This window comes from Spirillospora sp. CA-142024 (genome assembly GCF_050942325.1).
In the GTDB taxonomy this organism is placed as follows: Bacteria; Actinomycetota; Actinomycetes; order Streptosporangiales; family Streptosporangiaceae; genus Spirillospora.
Genome location: NZ_CP192077.1, coordinates 7,166,605 through 7,188,963, shown reverse-complemented (window position 1 = coordinate 7,188,963; position 22,359 = coordinate 7,166,605). Strand labels below are relative to the sequence as shown.

Here is a 22,359-nt window from a genome sequence, read left to right as displayed (position 1 = left end):
GGGAATGATGGGCGACGGCAAGCTGGAGCCTGAACGCGAAAAGAACGAATCCGGCGGCGAGGAAGAAGGCCTGACCGGCAGGACGCTGACGCCGGACAAGCGGTCGCGCTCCGAAGGCCCGGACGTCTTCCTGGACGTCCCGTTGCTCAAAGTGGACGAGATCTCCCTTGAGGTCGAGAACCTGGACGCGCACGTCTCGCTCGTCGCCGAAGTCCTCGACCTGCTCAAGCTGAACGTGGGCGCGGACGTGTTCCTCGGCAGGGTCAAGCTGGAGATCAAGGGGGTCGAGGCGCAGGCGCAGCTCGAAGTCCGCCTCGACAACGTGGCCCTCATCGTCGACCGCGTCCTGACCACCCTCGACCGCAACCCCGAGATCCTCCAGCACATCGGACGCGGTGTGGAGTCGGCGGCCCGCAACATAGGCGCCGGAACCGGGACCGCGGTGGGAGAGGTCGGCGAGGGCGCGAAGGGCGCCGTCGAGGACGTCGGCCACGGCGCCGGCGAAGCGGTCGAGAGCGTCGGCGAAGGCGCCGGTGGTGCGGTGGAGAGCGTCGGCGAGGGTGCCGGCGGCGCCGTCAAAGACGTGGGCAAGGGCGCGGGCGGCGCGGTCGAAAACGTCGGAGAGGGGGCAGGCGGCGCCGTCCAGGACGTCGGCAAAGGCACCGGACGTGCGGCCGAGGAAGTGGGCAAAGGCACAGGCGAGGGCGTCAGCGATGTCGGCAAGGGTGCCGGTGGAGCGGTCGAAGACGTCGGTCAGGGCGCCGGTCAGGCGGCGGAGGCCACCGGCAAGGGTGTCGCCGACACCGCGGGAAAGGCCACGGAGGCCGCGACCGGCAACGGAGGCGGCACCGAAGAGACGAAGGACACCGAAGAGCCGCAGCCCCAGGAGACCGAAGAGCCGAAGCCCAAGGACGCCGAGAACCCGGGCACCTCCGATGGCGACCAGGAGGAGGACACGGCCCTCCAGGCTGCTCTCCACGAGACCGAGGAGTCCGTGCGCGACCTGGGGCGGGCGCTCCTCCGCATGGTCTCCCAGCGGCGGGGAGGCGAATGACCATGGGCGGAGACGAGCTCCGCCCGACGGTGATCCGCTTCACGGCGAACGTGAAGGCCGACGAACTCCGCTTCGACGAGGCACCGGAAAGCTCGGTGGTGTTCACCGGGGACGCCGCCGACGAGTCGACGTCCGGCAGCACCCGGACGAACCTCCCGGACGAGGTGGAGGAGAACGTCACCTACCGCGACGTCCAGGTCCACTACAAGATCGAAGCGAAGCTGCGCCGTCCGTCCGATACCGCCTGATCGCCGTAGACGCGTCAAGAGGTCTTGGCGTCATGCGCCAGGAGAGCCAATTGGGTGCGGTTGGTGAGACCGAGCTTGCCGAGGGAACTGGAAATGTGCGCCTTGACGGCCCCGACGGAGAGATAGAGCCGTTCGGCGATCTCCGGGTTCGACAGGCCGTCCGCCACGGCGGCGGCGACGTCGCGTTCGCGGGGCGACAGGGATTCCAGGCGGCGGCGCGCTTGCAGAGCGCGCGTGTCCGCGGACGATCCGGTCGTGACGTGATCGATCAAGGTGCGAGCGACGGTGGGCGCCAGCACCGGTTCGCCGACTGCGGATCGGCGGACGGAATCGACGATCTCGTCTGGACGCGCGTGCTTGAGTAGAAATCCTGCGGCCCCTGCGCGCAATGCCTCCAGCACCGTGGCGTCGGCGTCGAAGGTGGTCAGCACTATGACCGTGGGAGCGGAGCCGCGGGTCGTGAGGGCCCGGGTGGCGGCGATGCCGTCAATGTGCGACATCCGCACGTCCATGAGGACCACGTCGGGTGCGAGGCGGTCCACGGCGTCGATGACGTCGGCGCCGTCGGCCACGTCCCCGACGACCTCCAAGTCCGGGGCACCGCGGAACATCAGCCGCAGGCCGGTGCGTACGAGCGGATCGTCGTCCACCAGAAGGACCCTGATCGGCTCTGCGGTCATGGCGGCCATGGTATTCGTACCGTGAGCCGGAAAACGCCCTGGTGCGCGGCGTGCTCAAGCGTGCCGCCGTCGAGCGCGGCGCGTTCGGCCAGACCCGCGAGGCCCGTGCCGCTCGCGGGCGGGCCGGCCACCCGTCCCGGGAGGGGATTGGTGACGGTCACCTCAAGGTCGGTGCCAGGGTGCCCGTGGAGATGCACCGAGACGGGCGCGCCTGATGCGTGCTTGCGGGCGTTCGTAAGGCCTTCCTGGACGGTCCGGAAGGCGGTGCGCTGCGCCTGCGGGCGCAGCGAGTCCGGCGCATTGGTCTCCATTGTGAGAGTGACCTGCTGGCCCGCTCCTCTCGCCTCGGCGACGAGCGCCGGGATGTCTTTCAGGCAGGGAAGCGAGCCGAACGATTCCGCGCCGTCGTCGGACCGCAGCACCGTGAGCACCTCGGCGAGTTCGGTGAGCGCGAGGCGTGCGTTGCCGTGGACGACCTCTGCCGCTTCCCGTACCTCCGCCGCTTCGAGCGGCGGGCCTTCCCCGGCCTCCGCCCGTTCCGTCCGGTAGAGGAGTGCGCCCGCGTGTACGGACAGCAGTGAGACCCGGTGTGCGAGGACGTCGTGCATCTCCCTGGCGATCTGCTCTCGTTCGGCGCGCCTGGCGGCGGCGAGCCTCAGCATTCCCTCCCGGTGCAGGCCGGCGACGAGACCGCGCCTGACACGCACGGCCTTTCCCCAGCCCAGCGCACCGAGCGCCATCGCCACCAGCCATGCCGCGTTCTGCCCACCGCTCAGGCCCGGCGGAGGGAAGAGCGACCCGGTCGGAACGACGGCCAGCATGTGAAGAGCGGTGACGAGCTCGGGAACGGGACGTTCGCGACGTACCGCGACCGAGAAGACGGAGACGATCGCTGCGCCCTCCGCACCGCTCGAAACCAGCGGCGAGACGGCCACGAGCAGCGTGACGAGCAAGGGAAGGCTCCGCCGCCACCAGAGTGCGAGGCATGCGATGGCCCCGATGCAGAGGTCCGCCGCATTGAAGGGAACATCGGCCGGGGGATTCCTGTGCACGTCGAACCAGACGAGCGCCGCGGCGGCGAAAAGCACGGCGTCGACCACCCAGTCCCGGGGCGTCCGGCGGCGGGGGCCGGCGCTGTCGCCATGGAGAGCGGCCAGTTCACCCGGCAGCGTCCAGACGGCCGCCTGACTGAGGGGCTGCATGACCCCGAGCGTACGATCCGGAAGTACCGTCGAGTCCTGGTCGATCGGCCAGGATGTTCGGCCACCTGGCCAATGCCGACCGTGAGGTGCGGGCGGTGCGCTTGAAGGCATGCGCCTGAGCGAATCGAAGACCACCGCCATTGCGACGATCACATTCGTCGCGACCGCCGCCGCCGCGCCGGGCCCCCGACCGGACGCGACATCGGTGATCGAGGTCCAGGGCGAAGTCGCGGCCCGGACGAACATCCCCACCGCGGCCGACGCCAGGGCCTCGGGCCGGTCCTACCTCGCTTTGGAGAGCACGCAAAAGCGGGGCTGGTACGCGACGTACCGCGTCCGTGCCCGCACTTCCGGCGCTTACCGTCTGGAGGCTTTCGCGACATCTCCCATGGGACGGGACGAGGACTCGCGGATCGGCTCGTACATCGATCTCTCGGTGAACGGGGCCCCATCCGAACAGGTCGCCGGATCGCAACCGGAATGGGCTCGGTCTCCACGGGGCTGGGGCGACCTTTACCGGCTGAATCTCGGCGACGTGGAGTTGCGGCGTGGAAACAACACCATCACGTTCAGGGTGAACGAGGCGACCGTCGTGGATGACTCTGTGCTCTACCGGCTGCTGCTCGACAGATTCCGGTTGACCCCTGCCAAGGTCGCTTTGCGCGACGTCCGCATCCAGGATCCACTTTCCGGTATCGGCATCTACCGGGGAGAAGAGCCGGCCGTCCTGAACTTCCGCCTCAACGCAAGAACGACCAAGGCCTGGCGAGGGCGGTACGAGATCACCGACTACTTCTCGACGAAGGTCGCCGCCGGCGCGGTGACGATCCCCGCGGGCTCCGCCGCGGCGTCGGTGCGGATCCCCCGCTTGGCGCCCGGTCACTACACCGTCAGAGCATCCCTGCCATCGTCAGCACCATCGCGGATCGCGGGGCGCTTCGCGCACCTCCCGGCGCGTCGGCCGGTCGGCGGATCGGCGAGCCGGTTCGGCGTCAACACGTTCGTCTCCTCACTCGTTCCTTCATCCCGGCTCGGGCCGCTCGCCGACGCCCTCGGGCAGATGGGGGCCGGGTACATGAGAGACGCGGGCTCGTGGCCGGCCGCGGCCCCGCGACGCGCCCATTACGTCCCCACTCCCCAGGATCAGATCCTCCGGACGTTCCACGGGCATGGGCTCCAGACACTGGAGGTGCTGTCAGGGCCTCCCGATTGGGCGATCACACCCGCTTCGGTTCCGCTGCCGTCCGACCTGCGGGACGCCTACGGCTACACGGGGCATCTGGCCCGCAAGTCCGGCGGCGCCGAACCCGACGCAGTTCAGGTGTCGAACGAGCCGGACGTCGACGACACATCCAGCACCGGCGACCAGCACGCGGCATACGTCAAGGCAGCGGCGCTGGGCGTCGCCGACGCCCCGGGTGACCGGCCTCTCATCGTGCTGCCGGGGATCGCTGCGACGGACCCGTTCCAGCGGCTGATGCTGCGGAACGACGTCGCACGCTACGGCGATGCCTGGGCATTCCATGGCTACGGCGACGCGACGGGCGCGAACCCCGCCGTGCCGCAGGCCGCCGAAGAACAACGACGGCTGCGGAAGCGGTATGCGGCAGGACGACCGATGTGGATGACCGAGTCGGGCATTTTCGTGCACTCTGGTAAGAGCTCTGGCATGACCACGGGACAGCAGCGCGTCCAGGCCAGATATCTCGTCCGCGCGGCCGTCGAGGACCTCGCTTCCGGGGTTGACCGGCATTTCTGGTTCGTCGGACCGCCTACCCATGACGACGGGATCAGTTTCGGAATCCTGAGCCCCGAGTTCCAGCCGTGGCCCGCTTACAGCGCTCATGCGGCAATGGCATCGTTCCTTGGGGAGGCGAACTTCGTTCGCCGACTGCACCGGCTGCCCCGTGGTGCCAGCGGTTTCACGTTCGACAGCGGCCGCGAGACGGTGGCCGTGCTGTGGGCGGCGAAGCCCGTGAACGTCGACGTACGCGGGCGTGGCCCGGTCTACAACATCATGGGAGCCAAGGAGCGGGGCACGGCGAATGGCAACGGGACCGTACGAGTCAAGGTCTCACCCGATCCCGTCTACGTCATGTCCGGGCGGGCTGCGAGGCCGCCGCGTCCCCGTCCGGCCTCGCGGCGAAAGACTTTTTCTACAGCTGAGCACATCGTTTTGAACCAGCGGTTCGCCGTGACGAACAGCGCGCCCGGCAAACAGAGCGGTGATGCTCCACCGCCTCACGGGTACCGCCTCAACGCCAGGACTCGCATGTTCCTGGACGTGTACAACTTCACCGACAAGCCGCAGACCGTCGTCCTGCGGGGCAGAGCGACGGGCGGCTGGGCGGTGCGCCCTGCCGGCCGTACCACAGTCCGGATTCCGGCGAGGGGCCGCTTCAGCGTCCCCGTGCTCCTCGACTCCCAGGGCGGGGTCAGGAAGGGACGAGATCAGCAACTGATCTTCGAGGCCACCCTCGGCGGCCGGACCGTGCCCCGATCGGCGTCCTGGATCCAACTCCGCTGATACCGGCGGCCCCCACCCGGAGACCGAATCCGCTGGTCACGCCGACGACGCCGACACCAAGCCCGCACCCGCCGCTGCCACGGCGGTGGGCCATCGGCCTGGAAAGAAGTGGTTGGGGTCGGCCTGTGCCTGCATGAGTTGCCGCCGTGTTGCCGTCATGACCCCGCGGCCCTGGAATGGTTCGCCGCCGACCTCTACGTCGAACAACCGACCTGACCCCACCTGCCCTCCGCACGCGGGGTGAGGCATGAAGCCCCCGATGCCGCTGCGTCCCGGTACCACCGCACGTCCCGCAACCGCTTCCGGGTAGCGACCGCAACGTCCCGGGCCGTCGGCCCGCAGTTCGGGTTTGGCGGTGGCTGGGCGCACGGCCTGGGCGCGGCGCTCCCCGGTCTGGCCCGGGGCGAGCCCAGCACCTGAAGCACTCGCTCACGCTCGGCCGCCGACAGTTCGGCCAGGTGGTGAAAAGGGCGGCGTGGCCCGAGCCTTTCCGGACGGGGATTGCGGTGCCGATGCAGCGTCAGGCGGGATTTGCCGAGGATGCGGTATGCCCGGGCGGTGCCGAGTAGTTTCTCGCTACGGGATTCGAGTTCGGCCGCCTCGCACTTTTCACTTCGGCGCGTAGTTCGGCCGTTTCCTGTGACTCGGCGCCGTGCTGCAGCCTGCCCGATGTGCCGGCCAGTGTTCCCTTCTCGGCCTGCTTGCGCCAGTGCTCGACATGAGAGTGGTGCGGCCGTTCAGATCGCAGCCGGGTACCGCGTTCGGGGCTGCCGGAAGAGCGTCATAAGCGGTCAGGATCCTGGCTTTGTACGGAGAGGGGGTGGTGGATGAGCGGGCCCAGCCACCCTTTAAGTCACCGCTGAAAGGGGGAGTCCCACGGCGCCCGCCCGCCCGTACGCTCGTCGCGTAATTCGGAGATTCCCAGAGAGGAGCCCCATGATCATCGGTAAACGCGCCGTGACCGCCGCCCTGGCCGCAGGTGTCGCGGTTTCGGGCACGCTGGTGGCGGCGCCCGAGGCGGGAGCCGGCGCCGCCCCGCCGCCGCTCGGCTGGAACTGCAAGGCGGGCAAGGACAGCGACAGCGACCCTGGCGGCTCGTCGGGCTGGGTCCGCAGACGGTGGAAGACCAGCAAGAGCAACTTCGCCGAGGCCAGGTTCGCTGCCAAGGGCGAGAAGTTCGGTGTCTACAACGGGACCAAAACGTCGGTCGGCGGCACCCTGTACGTCAAGTACGGGAGTAAGTGGAAGAAAAAGAAGACCCTCACCCTGACCAAGAACGATGCGTACAAGTTCCGGGACCTGTCGATCAAGGACGGGCGGAAGGTGTACATGAAGGTGTGGGTGCATAAGCGGGGCAGTTGCAAGAGCCCTGTCTTCACCGCCTGACCCGCTGACGTGGGGGCGAGGGCGCCGGTCCCGGGACGGTGGGGACGGCGCCCCGGCCCCGCCAAGAGGCCCGTCGCCGCATGGACCCCGACCGTGGTAGCGGTTGGAAACCCGACGGCCAGCGGGGGGCGGAGGGCGGGGTCAGTGGGGTTGGGTGGTGATGCGGTCGAGCCATTCGCGTAGGAGGGTCTGTTCTCCGGTGGTCAGGGCCGTGGTCTGGGGGAGGGCGGCGCGGAGGGCGGTGGCGGCGCCCGACGGGCCGGGGGACGCGGTCGCCGGAGCGCCGGTGGTGATCGCGGCGATGATCGCCTCGCGGGCGAGGACGGACAGTGCGTGGTCGCGCTCGCCGGCGGGCATCGCGATCAGCGTGATGACGGTGCCGCTGCCGGCGGCATGGACGAGCCGGACGGCGCGCTCTTCGCCGACGCGGAGCCGGCCCGCCGCGGCGATCCGGCGGATGTGCCCGGCGAGGATCTCGATGCCGGCGGCCGCGGCCGGCGGGACGGCGCCCGGGCGCGGCTCGTTCATCAGCAGGTACAGCGCCGGGTTGGCCAGGCCGAACTCGATGTGCATGTCCCAGCCGGTGCGCAGGTCCTCGACCGGGTCGGCGGTGGGCTCCACGCCGGTCTTGTCGTTCAGGTAGGCGGCGAAGCCCTCGGCCGCGACGGCGTCGAGCAGTCCCCGCTTGTCGCCGAAGAGCCGGTAGATCGTCGGGGCCTGCACGCCGGCGGCGGCGCTCACCGCCCGGGTCGAGACGGCCTCCCGGCCGCCACTTGCGAGCAGTTCGGCCGTGGCGGCGAGGATGCGCTCCCGCGGCCCATCACCGGGCGAGTCGGCTACCTCCATGTTAGTGACGATAACAGGATTCCATTAGCGATGGTTCGATATCAGTGTTAACGTCAATGCGTTATCAGTGATTCATGGTCGTCGGCGGTGACTCGCCGCGACCGGACCATCGGGAGGACGTCGTGATCGTCGTGACCGGAGCCAGCGGGCTCCTCGGGCGGGAGATCGTCGAGCGGCTGGCGGAACGCCTGCCCGCCGCGCGGATCGGAGTGAGCGTCCGGGACCCCGAGAAGGCGCGGGGCCTGGCGGAGCGGGGCATCCGCGTCCGCAGGGGTGATTTCGCCGATACCGCCAGCCTCGCGCACGCCTTTGAGGGGGCGTCGCAGGTTTTGATCGTGTCCATCGACGGCATCGGGGAGACCGCGGTCCGCGCGCACAGGGCGGCGATCGACGCGGCCGGAACGGCGGGTGCCAAGCGGATCCTCTACACCAGCCATATGGGCGTGAACCCGTCCTCGCCGTTCCCGCCCATGGCAGACCACGCCGCCACCGAGGCGGCGCTTCGCGACTCCGGCATGATCTTCACCGCGCTCCGCAACGGCTTCTACGCGTCCACGACGGGGTTGCTGCTCCGCGCCGCCCTTGCTACGGGTGAACTGGCCGTGCCGGAGGACGGGCCGGTCTCCTGGACGGCCCACGCCGATCTGGCCGAGGCCGCCGCCGTCATCCTGGCCGAGGAGCCGTTCGACGGTCCGAGCCCCGCGCTGACGGGAAGCCAGGCGATCGACATGAACGGTGTCGCGGCGCTCGCGTCCGAGCTGACCGGACGCACGATCCGGCGGGTGGTCGTCTCGGACGCCGACTATCGTGCCTCACTCGCCGGTCACGGCGTGCCCGAGCCGGCAGCGGACATGCTCGTGGGTATGTTCGCCGCGAGCCGGCAAGGCGAGTTCGCCCAGGTCGACCCGGCACTTTCGGGTCTGATCGGCCGTCCGCCGACATCGCTGCGGGACGTCCTGAAGGCGACCCTCGCGTCGACCGGCTGAGCCGCGGCCTCCGTACCGGCGTCTTTGTCGGTGGTCGTCGCTACGCTCGCAGCCCTTGCGGGACGGGAGGACAGGGTGATCGTCGAGCGGACAGGGGACCTCCTGCGGGACGACGCGCAGGCGCTGGTCAATCCGGTCAACACCGTCGGCGTCATGGGCAAGGGGCTCGCGCTCCAGTTCAAGTGCGCCTTTCCCGCCAACTTCGCCGCATACGCCGAGGCGTGTTCCGAGGGCCGTCTGCGTCCGGGGGAGATTCTGTGCGTGCCGGTGGAGGGCGACCGCTGGGTCCTCAACTTCCCCACCAAGCGCCATTGGCGGGCCCGCTCCCGCGTCGAGGACGTCCAAACCGGCCTGGACGCCCTGGCCCGCGTCCTGGGCGAGCGGCACATCGCGAGCGTGGCCGTCCCGCCCCTCGGCTGCGGCCACGGCGGCCTCGACTGGGCCACCGTCCAGCCGATGATCGCCGCGGCGCTCGGCCCGCTGAAGGCCGACGTCCGCCTCTACGTCCCGCCGCCGGCGCCTGAGGGCTGAACCGGGGCCGGTGCGGGCGCGTCGGTAGGGGTGGTTCTCGAAGGGAGAGGGATGCTGAATCTGGACGGGTGGAAAGCGATCGACGGGGTGCTCAAGGCGCGGTACGGGGACGCGAACCGGCTGGAGTGGGACGCGCCGATGCCGTATCGGCCGATGGGGCCCATGCCGATGGGGCAGTTCGTCACCAACACGATCGCGATCTATCCGCGGGACGAGCCGGTACCGCACTGGCATCTCATCGGCTACGCGCTGACCGCGCCCTTCGAGGAGCGCGGCTACGAGTTCACGTTGCGGGTGCCGCGCCATCCGGAGGAGGAGGGGCCGCCGAACTGGGCGATGGTCCAGTTGGAGAACCTTGCGTCGTACGTGGTGAAGAGCGGCAACGACTTCAACGCCGGGCACTACATCGAGTTTCCGGATCCGCTCGATCCCGAACGTCCGGGCTCGTCGATCCGGGCGGGGGCGCTGGTCCTCGACCCCGAGCTCGGACAGGCGCGGACGGATGTCGGGGAGGTCGCGTTCCTGCAGTTCGTCGGGATCACCACGGATGAGCTTCACGCGGCGCAGTCGTGGCACGTCGAGGGCCTCGTCGAGGCCCTCGCGCCGCATCTCCCGGCGCTCGTCACCGATCTCGACCGGATGTCGCTGGCGGACGTTCCCGGCGTCGCGAGGACCGTCCGCGAAGGTTCCCGGCGGGACGGGTCCGGTACCGGCTTCCTGTTCTTCCAGCAGCTGGCCGCCGACACGTCCGACGGCGTCACGCTGGAGATCGGGGTGCGGCACGTTCCGCAGTTCACCCGGGTGCTGCCGGCGCGGGTGCCGCACGGGAACCCGCTGATCCTGCGCGGGCCCGGCATGCCCGTCGTGCTGCTTCCCGGGCGGGCGTTCGGCCACAGCGAAACCGGACAGGCCCTTGAGATCACGCTGCCGGACGCGGTGAGCAGGGCCGTCGCCGAGGCCGTCCAGCCGCGGCCCGGCGCCTACCGGGTCGGCCCGCTCACCGTGAACGTCGTGCCTTAGCCCGGTTGCTCCGCGAAACGGCCTTCGCGGGCAGGCCGCGCGCGAAGGGGCGCCCGCCGGGGACGCCCCTTCTGAACACTCAGCGGCGCGCGAGGACGGGGGCCTCGGTGATGGTGACGCCGGGGGCGACGGCGCTGCGGCCGTTCTGGAAGTTGCGCTCGACCTCGGCGACCTCGGCGGGATTCGGGTCGGGGTTGCGGCAGGACGTCCCGGCGCTGGCCCCGGACATCAGGTCCGAGCACAGGCCGGTGCGCCGGTCCGGCAGGCCGAGGATGTGGCCGAGCTCGTGGGACGCGATCCGGACCGTGTAGTGCCCTTCCTGCACGGCCTCCCGGCCCATCCAGACGGTGCCGCGGCCGAGCCCGGCGGGCTGGGCGCGGGGCCAGCCGTCGTCGGCGTAGACGACCACGTCGGCGGGGGTTCCCGCCACGAACCGGACGTTGCCCACGTGCTCGTTCCAGATCCGCGCGCCCTCGTCCACGGCGGACCGGAACTCGGCGGCGCGGCTCGCGTCGTACCTGATCGTGCGGACGGCGGCGGGCTGCGGACGCGGGGACGCCGAGGCGGGCACGCCCGTCCCGGTGAGGAAGGCCAGGCCGAGCAGCAGCGCGGCGCACGCCCTCAGGAGCTTTCTGGAAGCCATGGGAGAGACTCCTCGTGATAGCGGGGGGGTTCTCCCGACTATTGATCAGCAACGCGGAAACGGCCAATGCCGGACACCGCCGGCGGCGCCGGAACAGAAGCCCTTCTGTTCGTCCCGCCGGGACGACCTGCGGACTTTCTATGAGCGCCCCGGGCAACTGAAAATCGAGGCGTTTTTCAACCCGTTGAACTCGCCGTGCCTGCCGGCCTCACGGTGCGGGGCCGGGCGCGCGGGCCGGGGCAGGTCCTAGGCCGATCGGACGTGCCGGAACGGGACCGGCGGCCGACGCGGACGGCCCCTCCCGGCGAACAGCATGAACGCATGACCGCAACAGACCTCACCGCCAAGGCCGCGGCGCGGCCGGCGTCGGCGACACCCGGCTGGGCCGCGCTGCTCGCCGCGTCCATCGGCCAGTTCCTCGTCGTCCTGGACATCTCCGTCGTCAACGTCGCTCTGCCCCACATCCGCGAGGGCCTCGGCCTCGGCGCCACCGGCCTGCAGTGGGTCGTCAACGCCTACTCGCTGACGTTCGCCGGGTTCCTCCTGCTCGGCGGGCGCGCCGCCGACCTCTTCGGCCGCAAGCGCGTCTTCATCGCCGGCCTCGGGCTGTTCACCGTCGCCAGCCTCGCCGGCGGGTTCGCGCAGGACGGCGCCATGCTGATCGCCGCGCGTGCCGCGCAGGGCCTCGGCGCCGCGATCCTCGCGCCGGTCACGCTGTCGCTGGTCACCGCGACCTTCCCGGAAGGCCCGGCGCGCACGAAGGCGATCGCCATGTGGACGGCCGTCGGGACCGCGGGCGGCGCCACCGGCGGCCTCGTCGGCGGGCTGCTGACCGACTACCTCAGCTGGCGCTGGGTGCTGCTGATCAACGTCCCGGTCGGCGCGGTGGTCGCCGCGATCGCCGCCCGCTGGCTCCGCGACGAGCGGGACGCGGCCGGGCGCCGCCGCCTCGACGTGCCCGGCGCCGTCCTCGTCACCGCCGGCGTGGGGCTGCTCGCGTTCGGCATCGGGCAGACCGAGGACCACGGCTGGACCTCCCTGATCCCGCTCACCGCCGGGCTCGTCCTGCTCGCCCTGTTCGTCGCCGTCGAGGCTCGCGCCCCGGAGCCGCTCGTCCAGCTGCGGCTGTTCCGGCTGCGCAGCGTGGCGGTCGGCAACCTGGCCACCCTTGTCGGGACGATGGCGGGCTTCGCGCTGTGGTACTTCCTGTCGCTCTACATGCAGAACGTCCTGCACTACAGCGCGGTCCGCACCGGCCTGTCCTTCCTGCCGCACACCGCGGGCATCATCATCGGCTCGCGGCTCGCCCCGACCCTGATGGCCCGCATGGACGCCCGGCTCCTCGCCGGGATCGGCGGGCTCATGGCCGCGGCCGGGTTCGCCTGGCAGAGCGTCGTGCTGGACGCCGACGGCACCTTCCTGACCGCGATCCTCGGACCCGGCGCCACCATGGCGCTCGGCTTCGGCCTGCTGATGACCCCGCTGGTGGAGGCGTCGACCAGCGGTGCGGACGCCTCCGAGGCGGGCGCCGTGGCGGGCGTCGTCAACACCTCCCGCACGATCGGCGGCGCGATCGGCCTCACCGTCCTCGGCACGGCCGCCGCCAAGGCCGGCCCCGACCTCGTGGACGGCTACTCGGCGGCCTTCCTGATCGCGGCGATCATCACCACCGCCGGCGCGGCCATCGTCCCGTTCCTGCCGAAGCCCCGGCGAGCAGGTCAGGAGGACGCGGCGGCGGCGTGACGCACGGCACCGGCCGCGACGACCGGCACAGCAGAACGGGCGCCGCCCGGATGGGGTGCGCCCGTCATGCGAAGTGCGAGGAGAGCGAAAGGGCTGGACCATTTCAAAGATGAGAAGGAAGCCCCTTCATGGCCTCGCGGAACCGACGGTAGCAGTCAGGCCGGGACCAGGTCACCCAGGTTTTCCGGGGTGAAGACCCGCGAGTCCTCGTGCAGTCCTTCGGGACGTTCCAGGCCGATGAAGGTGACCGGTCCGTCGGGCGCCGAGCCGTCCCAGAGGGTCGTCTTCTCCGCGTCGAGGAGGTCCGTCAGGTAGCGGACGTCGAGGTGGCGGCGCTCAACGATTCCGCGCACCAGCATGGACGTCGTCACCCGGTTGTTCTCCACCCGGTTGAAGTTCGCGCCGCCCCTCAGGTGCAGGTGCAGCCACTTGGCGCGCCACCGGCCGTCGTCGCCGCGCATGAACACCATCGGGAGCGCCACCCGGCCGGGTCCGCGCAGTTCCGACTTCATCCGGACGGTCCGCGCCTCGAACGGGCGTCCCTGCTGCTCCTCGTCGCGAAGCATGAAACCGAAGAACGACTCCTCGACCTCCTCGAACCCTTCCCCGGAATAGATGTGCACCTGCGGAACGATGAACCGCGACGTGACCTTCGCCAGCGACAGGTTGATGAATTCCGAGGCGCCCTCGGGCGCGTCGGTGATGTCGCCGGAATGCTCTCCCGCGACGGTCGTGAGGTTCGTCCAGGAGAGCCATTCCGGGTTGCGGTAGTCCTCATCGAGCATGAGCGCGGAAAGGTCGAAGTCCGTGGTGTGCCGGCGCTGCCGCCAGTAGACGAAGAACCGCAGCAGTTCGCCGTCGACCGCCGATACCGATCCGCGCGGCAGGACGCCGAAGCCGTTCCCGGCCACCTTCCCGCTGAGCGGCAGCGCGACGTCGAGCGCGTCCGGGTCGACGACCAGATGCCCGGCGGACGGGAGCCGGCCGCGGATCTCCTCGTCCAGGAACGCCGAGAGCCGCGCCACAACGTTCGGGTCCAGCGGCGGGCGGGTGTCGGGCGCCGTCACGCCGCGGCCGAGCCGGTTGGCGAACAGCCGCGTCCGGCCCGTCGCGTCCGCCCGGTTGAGCAGGTGCTCGCGCACCGACAGCAGCACCCGCCCGGACACCCGGCCGGCCACCGATCCGGCCGCGTCCAGCACCGCGTCCTCGGCGCCCGGCGCGAGCCGCAGCAGCCGGTCGAGCGACCGGAACAGCATCCCGGGCGCGCTCTTCGCCACGTTCGCGGCGCCGGCGACGTCGCCCGACGCGAGACGCGCCTCGATGCGCGCGGCGAACGACGGTGCGCGCTTCTCGCCGCGCGCGACTGCGAACACGTCCGCCGCGCCCGTCCACCTCGGGTACTCGTGCGGGTGGAGCTTCTCGCCGAGACGCTTCCACCGCTCGCGCCAGGCGGCGACGTCCCCGAGCTTGCCGGGGTCGTCGCGGACCACGCCGTCGAGCGCGGCGAGCAGCGCCCGGCGCACCGGACGGGACATGGACACGAACCGCGTCGGCTCCTGGAGGGTGACGTCGCCGTCCGACAGTTCGCACGCCAGGCGCAGCACGTCGGTGACCGTGTCGACGAGCGGTTCGCCGCCGTGTCCCAGGCGCGCCCGGTTGACGACGGCGCGGTTCTCCCGCACGGGGACGCCCCCGGGAACATCGGTGGCCGCGTACCGTCCGGCCAGCTTGCGGAGTGCCGCGAGGTCCTCCTCCTTGAGGGGGGTGACGCTGCCGGCCAGCTCCAGAAAGAGCCGCTCGCCCTCCTCCTCGATGTCGCGTCCGAGATGCAGGACGGTCACCCGGTCGCCCGCGGCGGCGATCAGCTCGTCGTGCGCGGCGAGCATCTCCTCGTAGGTGTGCTGGTAGCGGCCATAGCCCTTCAGGGTGAGCAGGTTCAGGACGCCGTGCCGCAGCGATTCGGTGGCGGCCGGCGCGGTCTCCGGGTCGCGCAGCGTGTTCCGGAGAAGGCCCGTCCAGAAGTCCAGGGTGTCGGGGACGTTGCGAGGGAAATCCCGGAAGTACGCGTTGTGCCCGACATGGCCGCCCGCCATTTCCCGGGCGGCCGGCAGCGTCCATTTCGCGATCCTGACGACGGTGTCCTCGGGCAGGCCCGACAGCGCGGTCATCAGGTCGCCGGACAGCTTGAACCCGGCCGACATGAGCGCCGCGTCGAACCGCCGTGCCGCCGCCGCCCCGTCTCCGGACGGTCCGTCTCCGGACGGCACGGGAACGCGGAGCGTGCGCATGACGATCTGCTTTTCCAGCCAGGTGCTCACCGCGCCATGGTGACAGAGCACCATAAATCAATGCACTCGGTTAAATCGACCTGATCAGGATGCGATCGGCTGCGGTTCCAACCGTGCGTCCCGCGCCGGCGGACGGGTGAGACGGCGTCCCAGACGCTGCGCGGGCGCTTCGATCCAGCGCTGCGACGCCCAGCTCACCGCGAGCAATATCAGCACGAAGAATCCGAAGCCCACCGCGTCCTCGCGGCCGGAGACACCGAGGAACTGCGCGGCCACCATCAGCAGCAGCGGATGGAACAGGTACACCGAGAAACTGATGGTGCCGAGACCGGTCGCCCAGCCGGGGAACCGCCGGTGCCGCAGCCGCCACGCCGCCGCGAAGGCCCCTGCCGCCGCCAGCACCGCGCCGCACCAGACCAGCTGGGCGTGCCGCCCGTAGGGAGCCGCGTTCCACACACCGGCCGCGAGCGCGCCCGCCAGGACCACGGCTCCCGTCACCGCGGCCGCGCGGCGGGTGATCTGACCGTGCTCGGCGCGGTGGATCGCGGTGCCGGTGAACATGGTCGCCAGCATGACGAGGCCCTCCCACGCGCTGATCCGGCCGTTGACGGTCACCAGGACGGCGGCGACCAGCCCGCCGAGGAGCCCGCCCGCGGCCCGCGGCGCGGGCCGCCGGGACACCCCCGCCCCGATCGCCACCAGCAGCGCGGCGGCCGTCACCGCGACCACCGGGCCCGTCCCCACGGTGCGCGACAGCAGGGCCGCCGGCGCGTGCGCCCCCGTCAGCAGCCCACCGGCCGTCAGCGTGACGGCCACCAGCGCGACCACCGTGAGGACGACGGCGGCGGGCGCCGACCGGCGATGCCCGCCGACGACGAACAGCGCGACGATCAGCAGGTAGAAGGCCATCTCGTAGGACAGCGTCCACAGCACGTTCATCGCGTTCGGGACGTTCAGGACGTCCTGCAGCATCGTCATGTGCGCCAGGAGTGCCGTGGCGGGGGAGTACTGCTCCAACCCCGCGCGCAGCCCGAGCACGCCCAGCAGGAACGGCAGGACGGCGAGGAAGCACGTCACCGCCAGCAGCGGATAGATGCGGAAGAACCGGCCGATCCAGAACCCGCGGACGCTTCCGCGCCGCTCCAGTGACGCGGGAACGACGTATCCGCTGACGAGGAAGAAGACGAGCACGCCGAAGAGCCCGGGATCGAACCAGTCGGCCATCCGCACGCGTAGCCCAGGGAGGTACACATAGCTCCCGTGATGCAGTGCCACCGCCAGGGCCGCCCCTCCCCGCAGCGCGTCAAGCCACCCAAGCCGGGACGTTACGGGGGAAACACCCGAAGCGGGAACCATTCCGACAGACTAGACGCTCCATCCCCATCCGCACCGGGCACCATGGAGATCATGACGACACCGCCGCTGACTCCCGACGACCTGCTGACCACGACGCGCACCGTGCGCAAACGCCTCGACCTGCGCCGCCCGGTCCCCATGGACCTCGTCCGCGAATGCCTGGAGATCGCCGTCCAGGCGCCGAGCGGGAGCAACCGGCAGGGCTGGCAGTGGATCGTCGTCACCGACCCCGGGACGCGCGCGGCGATCGGCGAGTACTACCGGCGCTCGTTCGCCGCCTACGCGCAGGCGGGCGGTTCCGGAGCCGCGCTCTACCAGGACGATCCCGAACGCGCCGAGGTGCAGCGCCGCGTCGGGGAGAGCGCCGCCTACCTGGCCGAACGCATGGGCGACGTGCCCGTCCTGGTGATCGCGTGCCTGCGGGTGCCCGGCGGGCGGCTCCCGGCCGGCAACCAGGCCGGCCTGTGGGGTTCGCTGCTGCCCGCCGTCTGGAACTACGCCCTCGCGGCGCGCGCCCGCGGGCTCGGCACCGCGTGGACGTCCCTGCACCTGACCTACGAGCGGGAGATCGCCGAACTGCTCGGCATGCCCGAGGACGTCCGCCAGGGCGCGCTCATCCCCACCGCGTACTACACCGGCGACACCTTCCGGCCCGCCCCGCGCGTCCCGCTGGAGGAGATCGTGCACCACGACCGCTGGTGACGGGGTTCTCCGAAAGGTCGACGCGCCCGAGCCTCGGCCCTTTGCGGGCCGAGGCTCTCCGTGGGCGGGTCAGAAGCCGGCGGTGATCTTGGTGAACTCCCACTGCTGCTGGTCGATGCCGCTGCAGTTGGACGTCACGCCGCCGCCCGCGCAGGGACGGTCGCGGTTGACCGACCAGTACGCGAGGCGCGCCAGGCCGTGGGACCTGGCCCAGTCCCGGATCTGCGTCCACGTCGCCGGGGACGTCAGTTCCTGCTGGTCGGACAGGCCGTTCATGCCGGAGATGCCCATGTGCGAGTAGGCGGTGGCGTCCGACCATCCGAACGCCGACTTGAGGGCGTTCTTCAGACCCTCGGACGCGTTGACGGTGCTGCCGTACATGTTCGAGCCGCCGCCGAAGTCGAACGGCATGATGGTGAAGACGTCGACGTTCGCCTGGAGCGCGGCGGCCTGGTTGATGAGCCGGGTGCCCCAGTAGTTCGGTCCGGTGGTGGAGGTGCCGAACGTCAGGATCGTCTGGATGCCGGGGTTGTTCTGCTTGACGATCTTCAGCGCGCCGAGGATGCGGTCCTGGACGGTCGCGTTCTCGAACTCGTCGCTGTTCTCGATGTCGATGTCGATGGCCTTGAGGCCGAACGCGTCGATGACCTTCTGGTAGGCGCCGGCGAGCGCCTCGGGGGAGGAGCAGTTCGGGCCGAGCTTGTTGCCCGACCAGCCGCCGACGGACGGCAGCACGTCACCGCCGGCCGCGCGGATCTGCGAGATCGCCTGCGCGTCCACGCCGCCCTGCAGCGGGCGGTTCCCGTCCCACGCGGGGCTGCAGCCGCCGCCGGACAGGATGAACGCCATCGTGAACCACTTGATCCCGGTCGCGTTCATGACCGTGGACGGGCTCGGCGGGTCGCCCCAGCCCATGTACAGGTAGGGCGCGGCGCGCCGGGTGGTGGCGGGCGGGGTCGTGCAGCCGGACGTGGTGGCCGACACCGAGCCGCTCGCCGCGGACTCACCGGCCGAGTTGTAGGCCCTGACCGTGTAGGTGTGGTCCGAGCAGGTGGCGAGGCCGCTGATGGTGGTGCTCGTTCCGGTCACGGTGGCCCGGACGGCGGAACCCTCGTAGACGCGGTAGCCGGTGACCGTGCCGGACGAGGCGGACCACGACAGCGTCAGCGAACTGTTCGTCTTCGCGGTCACGGCCGGGGCGCCGGGCGCGGAGGGAGCGCCGGGGGTGCTGCCTCCGCCGGTGCAGGCCGAGCCGTTGATCGTGCAGTTCTGCGGCGTCCCGGACCCGCTGACGATGAAGCCGAACGAGACGGTCGAGCCCGCGGCGACGCTGCCGTTGTACTCGCGGTTGGTGAAGGCGGCGTGCTGCCCCGACTTGGTGAGCAGCGCGTCCCAGTAGGTGCCGACCGAGGAGCCGGACGGCAGGTCGAACTCCACCTTCCAGCCGGACACGGCGGACGCGGTCTCGTTCTTGATCGTGTACTTGGCCTCGTAGCCGGAGCCCCAGTCGGACGACTTGGTGAAGGTCGCCGTCACGGACGCGGCGCCGGCCGTCACGGGGACGAGCAGGGCGAGGAGCAGGGAGCAGAGGGCGGTGAGCAGGAAGCCGGGCAGAAGTCTTCTTCGCAAGGTCACTCCCGGGTAGGAGATGTGGACGAGCGGGAATCCCCCGAACCCCGAGTCGGTCGTGATGCTGCGCTCAGTACGCGGCGGGAGGCGGGCGTGGCACGGTGCGGTCCTCTGATCTAATAGGAAACTTTCCTATAAGGTAGCGCCACTGGAGAGTCGGCGAAAGTCATGCCGTGGTCGGAGAACGGGTTTCGACCGTGGTCGGATGACCGGGAGACGCGGGCGGCCGAAGCTGGGCGCCATGACATCACGGACGAAGGCCACCCCGGCGATCAGGGTCGAGGGGCTGACGAAACGGTACGGCCGCCGCACGGTGGTCGACGATCTGACGTTCACGGTCAGGCCGGGCGCGGTGACGGGCTTCTTCGGCCCGAACGGCGCGGGCAAGACCACGGCGCTGAAGGCGGTCGTGGGGCTGGCGCGGCCGTCGGCCGGCGCGGTATCGGTGCTGGGGGCGCCGGTGGCCTCGAAGGCGCCGGACGCGCGCCGGATCGGCGTCCACATCGAGCCGTGCGGCGCGCACCCCGCCCGGTCGGCCCGCGCGCATCTGCGGACGCTGGCGCTGTCGGCGGGGCTGCCGCGCCACCGCGTCGAGGAGGTACTGGAGATCGCCGAGCTGACGGGGGCGGGGGGCCGCCGGGTCGGCGCCTTCTCGCTGGGGATGCGGCAGCGGCTCGGCCTCGCCGCCGCGCTGCTGGGCGACCCCGAGATCCTGGTGCTGGACGAACCGGCCAACGGGCTGGACCCGCAAGGGATCCGATGGCTCCGGACGATGCTGCGGGACCGGGCGGCGAAGGGCGGCACGGTGCTGCTGTCCAGCCACATGCTCGCGGAGGCGGCGCAGACGGTCGACGACGTGGTCGTCATCGACCGTGGCAGGCTGGTGCACGAGGGACCGATCAGTGAGGTGGAGTCGCTGGAGGACGTGTTCCTTGAGCTCACCGGAGGGTTGGAGCGATGATCGGCCTGCTTCGAGGGGAACTGCTCAAGTCGCTGACGACCCGTGCCGTGTGGGGGTTCGCGGCCGGGGGGATGGCCTTCGCCGCCCTGAACGCGGTGCTCGTCGCCGTGGCGTCGGGGACGCTCGACGAGGTGCCGGAGAAGAAGGAGGCGCTGTCGGGGCTCCCCGTCCTGCTGCTGCTGTGGGGACTGGTCGGCGCGGCGGGCGAGTACCGCCACCGGACCGCCGCGCCCACGGCGCTGGTGGCCCGGCGCGGCCGCGGAACCGTCCTGGCGGTGCGGATCGCGGCGTACGCGCTGACCGGGCTCGGGCTGGCGCTGCTGATCAACGCGGTCTCGGCCGGCGTGGCGCTGCCGCTGCTGGCGGACCAGCCAGGCCCGGACCTGACGTCCGGCCAGGTGACCGAGGTCGTGGCGGGCAACGTCGGCGCGCTCGTGCTCGCGACGGTGCTGGGCGCGGCGATCGGTGCGCTGATCCGCGCCCCGGTCGTCGGCGCGGTGGTGCTGCTGATCCTGGACCTGGTGGTGCAGCCCCTGGTGAGCGGGTCGTGGGAGCGGGAGGCGAACCTCTCGCCGTTCGGCGCGGCGGGCGTCATGACGGGCGGGACCCACAACACGACTCTCACGGTCGCGCAGGCCGGCGCGGTGTTCGCCGCCTGGACGGTGCTCGCGGTGCTGGTCGCGGTCGTGTGCGAACGACGGCGTGACCTGGCGTGAACGTCGCGGAGCGGATCCGGGCGGTGCGGGGCTTGCAGGCCGTGCACCGCCCGGTGCTGTTCGACATCGCGGTCGCCGTGGCGGCGACCGTGGTGGAAGTGGGGCTGCTGTTCAACGACGGCACCCAGGCTGTGCCCCTGCCGATCGCGGTGACCGTCCTCACCGGTGCGGTGCTCCTGGCCCGCCGCCGGTTCGGGGTGGCGGTGACCGCGGTGACGGTGGCGTCGGCGGCCGCGGTGACCGCGGCCGGGTACTCGCCCGGGGGCGCGCCGGCCGTCGTCGCGCTGTGGTCGCTCGCCGAGACACGCGACCGGCGCGTGTCGCTCGCGGTGCTGGCACCGGTGGCCGTGTTCCTGGAGGTCGACAACGTCTGCAGCCCGCCGGTGTCGATCGGGGCGTGGATGCTGGGCGCCAACATGCAGACGCGCCGCCGCTACGTCCAGGCGGTGGAAGAACGGGCCGCCACCCTCGAACGCGAACGGGAGCAGCTCGACCTGATCGCGGCGCAGCGCGAACGCGGCTCGATCGCCCGCGAACTGCACGACATCGTCGCCCACTCGGTGACGGTGATGCTGATCGGGGTCCGCGGCGCCCGCGACGTCCTGGAGACCGAACCGCAGGTGGCCGCGCGGACGCTGGAGCGGGTGGAGACCAGCGCCGAGCAGAGCCTGGCCGAACTGCGGCGGATCCTCGTCCTGCTGCGCGGGCAGCACGCCGCGGAGACGCGACCGCAGCCGTCACTGGCCGACCTGGACGAACTGGTCGCCGGGTACCGCGCGGCGGGGCTGCCGGTCCGGCTGGAGATCGCCGGAGAGCCGCTGGACCTGCCGAGCGGGGTGGAGTTGTCCGCCTACCGGATCATCGAGGAGGCGTTGACCAACGCCCTGAAACACGCCGGGGCGGCACAGGTCACGGTACGGCTGAGCTCCGGCGGAGCGGACCTGGAGGTGCGGGTGCACGACGACGGTGCGGGAACCGGCGAGCCGGGTCCCGGCGGGCACGGCCTGGTCGGGATGCGGGAGCGGGTCGCGCTGCTCGGTGGTGAGCTGGAGACGGGCCGGGTCCCCGGTGGCGGGTTCCGGGTCGCGGCGCGGTTGCCGATCGGGGAGCGGGCATGACGATCCGGGTGCTGATCGTCGACGATCAGGAACTGATCCGGATCGGCTTCCGGCTGTTCCTGCAGACCCGGCCCGACCTGGAGGTCGTCGGCGAGGCCGCGGACGGCCGCGAGGCCCTCGTGCGGGCGGCGGAGCTGCGGCCCGACGTCGTCCTCATGGACGTCCGGATGCCGCGGATGGACGGCGTCGAGGCCACCGCCCGCCTCACCAACCGTCCTCCAGCCCCCACCCACCGCCATTCAACCGACGAGCTCCGCTCGGCCGCCCCTCTGCCTCGGGTGCTGATCCTCACCACCTACGACCTCGACGAATACGTGTTCGGTGCGCTGCGTGCCGGGGCGTCGGGCTTCCTGTTGAAGGACGCGCCCCGCGAGCGGCTGCTGGAGGCGATCCACGTCGTCCACCAGGGCGAGGCGCTGCTGTCCCCGTCGATCACCCGCCGCCTGATCGAGGACTACGCCGGCCGCACCGACCCGGTCCGGCCCGCACCGGATCTGCTGACCGCGCTGACCCCGCGCGAGCGCGAGATGCTCCTGCTCGTGGCCCAGGGCCTGTCGAACCAGGAGATCGCGGCGCGCCTCGTCGTCACCGAGGCCACCGTGAAGAGCCATGTCGGCAGCGTGTTCGCCAAGCTCCACCTCCGCGACCGCGTCCAGGCCGTCGTGCTGGCCTACGAGCACGGCATCGTCGTCCCGGGCCGCCGTCCCGGCCGGCATTGAACGA

Annotated in this window: 20 protein-coding genes; 13 read left to right on the top strand and 7 right to left on the bottom strand. The window is 71.2% G+C overall.

Annotated features, from left to right (window positions below):
- The first annotated feature begins 4 nt into the window (after positions 1 to 4).
- Together ACQPZP_RS33950 and ACQPZP_RS33945 are read left to right on the top strand one after the other, a co-directional pair.
- A complete protein-coding gene (locus ACQPZP_RS33950) occupies positions 5 to 1,054 on the top strand; it encodes a hypothetical protein (RefSeq protein WP_433473774.1) in 1,050 nt (349 codons plus the stop codon).
- Positions 1,051 to 1,302, top strand: a complete 252-nt coding sequence (locus ACQPZP_RS33945) for a hypothetical protein (RefSeq protein WP_433473773.1) — start codon at positions 1,051 to 1,053, stop codon at positions 1,300 to 1,302. The genes ACQPZP_RS33950 and ACQPZP_RS33945 overlap by 4 nt, the downstream gene beginning before the upstream one ends.
- 14 nt (positions 1,303 to 1,316) lie before the next feature.
- Here ACQPZP_RS33945 and ACQPZP_RS33940 read toward each other — a convergent pair whose 3' ends face one another.
- Complete coding sequence (locus ACQPZP_RS33940; protein ID WP_433473772.1) at positions 1,317 to 1,991, bottom strand: response regulator; 675 nt, start codon at positions 1,989 to 1,991, stop codon at positions 1,317 to 1,319.
- Positions 1,979 to 3,184, bottom strand: coding sequence for a sensor histidine kinase (locus tag ACQPZP_RS33935; protein WP_433473771.1), 1,206 nt, complete (start codon positions 3,182 to 3,184; stop codon positions 1,979 to 1,981). The genes ACQPZP_RS33940 and ACQPZP_RS33935 overlap by 13 nt, the downstream gene beginning before the upstream one ends.
- 109 nt (positions 3,185 to 3,293) lie before the next feature.
- Between ACQPZP_RS33935 and ACQPZP_RS33930 the strand changes: the two genes are divergently transcribed.
- Together ACQPZP_RS33930 and ACQPZP_RS33925 are read left to right on the top strand one after the other, a co-directional pair.
- Positions 3,294 to 5,711: a hypothetical protein gene (locus tag ACQPZP_RS33930; RefSeq protein ID WP_433473770.1), complete on the top strand. Its 2,418-nt coding sequence runs from the start codon at positions 3,294 to 3,296 to the stop codon at positions 5,709 to 5,711.
- A gap of 936 nt (positions 5,712 to 6,647) precedes the next feature.
- Positions 6,648 to 7,097, top strand: coding sequence for a hypothetical protein (locus ACQPZP_RS33925; protein ID WP_433473769.1), 450 nt, complete (start codon positions 6,648 to 6,650; stop codon positions 7,095 to 7,097).
- 141 nt (positions 7,098 to 7,238) lie between these two features.
- Here the strand turns inward: ACQPZP_RS33925 and ACQPZP_RS33920 are convergent, their stop codons facing one another.
- The gene (locus ACQPZP_RS33920; protein WP_433473768.1) at positions 7,239 to 7,943 is read right to left on the bottom strand and encodes a TetR/AcrR family transcriptional regulator; all 705 of its coding nucleotides are present in this window, start codon (positions 7,941 to 7,943) and stop codon (positions 7,239 to 7,241) included.
- 74 nt (positions 7,944 to 8,017) lie between these two features.
- Here ACQPZP_RS33920 and ACQPZP_RS33915 point away from each other — a divergent pair, with 74 nt between their 5' ends.
- The 3 genes from ACQPZP_RS33915 (at position 8,018) to ACQPZP_RS33905 (ending at position 10,480) form a co-directional block, all read left to right on the top strand.
- Complete coding sequence (locus tag ACQPZP_RS33915) at positions 8,018 to 8,929, top strand: NAD(P)H-binding protein (protein ID WP_433473767.1); 912 nt, start codon at positions 8,018 to 8,020, stop codon at positions 8,927 to 8,929.
- 75 nt (positions 8,930 to 9,004) lie between these two features.
- The gene (locus tag ACQPZP_RS33910) at positions 9,005 to 9,460 is read left to right on the top strand and encodes a macro domain-containing protein (protein ID WP_433473766.1); all 456 of its coding nucleotides are present in this window, start codon (positions 9,005 to 9,007) and stop codon (positions 9,458 to 9,460) included.
- Positions 9,461 to 9,511: 51 nt separating this feature from the next.
- Complete coding sequence (locus tag ACQPZP_RS33905; RefSeq protein WP_433473765.1) at positions 9,512 to 10,480, top strand: suppressor of fused domain protein; 969 nt, start codon at positions 9,512 to 9,514, stop codon at positions 10,478 to 10,480.
- Positions 10,481 to 10,559: 79 nt separating this feature from the next.
- Here ACQPZP_RS33905 and ACQPZP_RS33900 read toward each other — a convergent pair whose 3' ends face one another.
- On the bottom strand, positions 10,560 to 11,123 hold the full coding sequence (locus ACQPZP_RS33900) for a snapalysin family zinc-dependent metalloprotease (RefSeq protein ID WP_433473764.1): 564 nt from the start codon (positions 11,121 to 11,123) through the stop codon (positions 10,560 to 10,562).
- 321 nt (positions 11,124 to 11,444) lie between these two features.
- Between ACQPZP_RS33900 and ACQPZP_RS33895 the strand changes: the two genes are divergently transcribed.
- Positions 11,445 to 12,866, top strand: a complete 1,422-nt coding sequence (locus tag ACQPZP_RS33895) for a DHA2 family efflux MFS transporter permease subunit (protein ID WP_433473763.1) — start codon at positions 11,445 to 11,447, stop codon at positions 12,864 to 12,866.
- A 155-nt stretch (positions 12,867 to 13,021) separates the two neighbouring features.
- Here the strand turns inward: ACQPZP_RS33895 and ACQPZP_RS33890 are convergent, their stop codons facing one another.
- Together ACQPZP_RS33890 and ACQPZP_RS33885 are read right to left on the bottom strand one after the other, a co-directional pair.
- Positions 13,022 to 15,184, bottom strand: coding sequence for a hypothetical protein (locus ACQPZP_RS33890; protein ID WP_433473762.1), 2,163 nt, complete (start codon positions 15,182 to 15,184; stop codon positions 13,022 to 13,024).
- A 54-nt stretch (positions 15,185 to 15,238) separates the two neighbouring features.
- Positions 15,239 to 16,510, bottom strand: a complete 1,272-nt coding sequence (locus ACQPZP_RS33885; RefSeq protein ID WP_433473761.1) for an acyltransferase family protein — start codon at positions 16,508 to 16,510, stop codon at positions 15,239 to 15,241.
- Between the two features lie 51 nt (positions 16,511 to 16,561).
- Here ACQPZP_RS33885 and ACQPZP_RS33880 point away from each other — a divergent pair, with 51 nt between their 5' ends.
- Positions 16,562 to 17,212, top strand: coding sequence for a nitroreductase family protein (locus ACQPZP_RS33880; protein WP_433473760.1), 651 nt, complete (start codon positions 16,562 to 16,564; stop codon positions 17,210 to 17,212).
- A gap of 69 nt (positions 17,213 to 17,281) precedes the next feature.
- On the opposite strand, the gene ACQPZP_RS33875 is transcribed toward ACQPZP_RS33880, so the two are convergent.
- A complete protein-coding gene (locus tag ACQPZP_RS33875) occupies positions 17,282 to 18,841 on the bottom strand; it encodes a cellulose binding domain-containing protein (RefSeq protein WP_433473759.1) in 1,560 nt (519 codons plus the stop codon).
- A 241-nt stretch (positions 18,842 to 19,082) separates the two neighbouring features.
- On the opposite strand from ACQPZP_RS33875, the gene ACQPZP_RS33870 reads away from it, so the two are divergent.
- From ACQPZP_RS33870 to ACQPZP_RS33855, 4 genes are read left to right on the top strand one after another with little or no spacing between them, the layout of a single operon-like run.
- On the top strand, positions 19,083 to 19,802 hold the full coding sequence (locus tag ACQPZP_RS33870) for an ABC transporter ATP-binding protein (RefSeq protein WP_433473758.1): 720 nt from the start codon (positions 19,083 to 19,085) through the stop codon (positions 19,800 to 19,802).
- Positions 19,799 to 20,518: a hypothetical protein gene (locus ACQPZP_RS33865; RefSeq protein WP_433473757.1), complete on the top strand. Its 720-nt coding sequence runs from the start codon at positions 19,799 to 19,801 to the stop codon at positions 20,516 to 20,518. Before ACQPZP_RS33870 ends, ACQPZP_RS33865 begins: the two co-directional genes overlap by 4 nt.
- The gene (locus ACQPZP_RS33860; protein WP_433473756.1) at positions 20,515 to 21,636 is read left to right on the top strand and encodes a sensor histidine kinase; all 1,122 of its coding nucleotides are present in this window, start codon (positions 20,515 to 20,517) and stop codon (positions 21,634 to 21,636) included. Before ACQPZP_RS33865 ends, ACQPZP_RS33860 begins: the two co-directional genes overlap by 4 nt.
- Positions 21,633 to 22,355, top strand: a complete 723-nt coding sequence (locus ACQPZP_RS33855; RefSeq protein ID WP_433473755.1) for a response regulator — start codon at positions 21,633 to 21,635, stop codon at positions 22,353 to 22,355. The genes ACQPZP_RS33860 and ACQPZP_RS33855 overlap by 4 nt, the downstream gene beginning before the upstream one ends.
- The last annotated feature ends 4 nt before the right edge of the window (positions 22,356 to 22,359 follow it).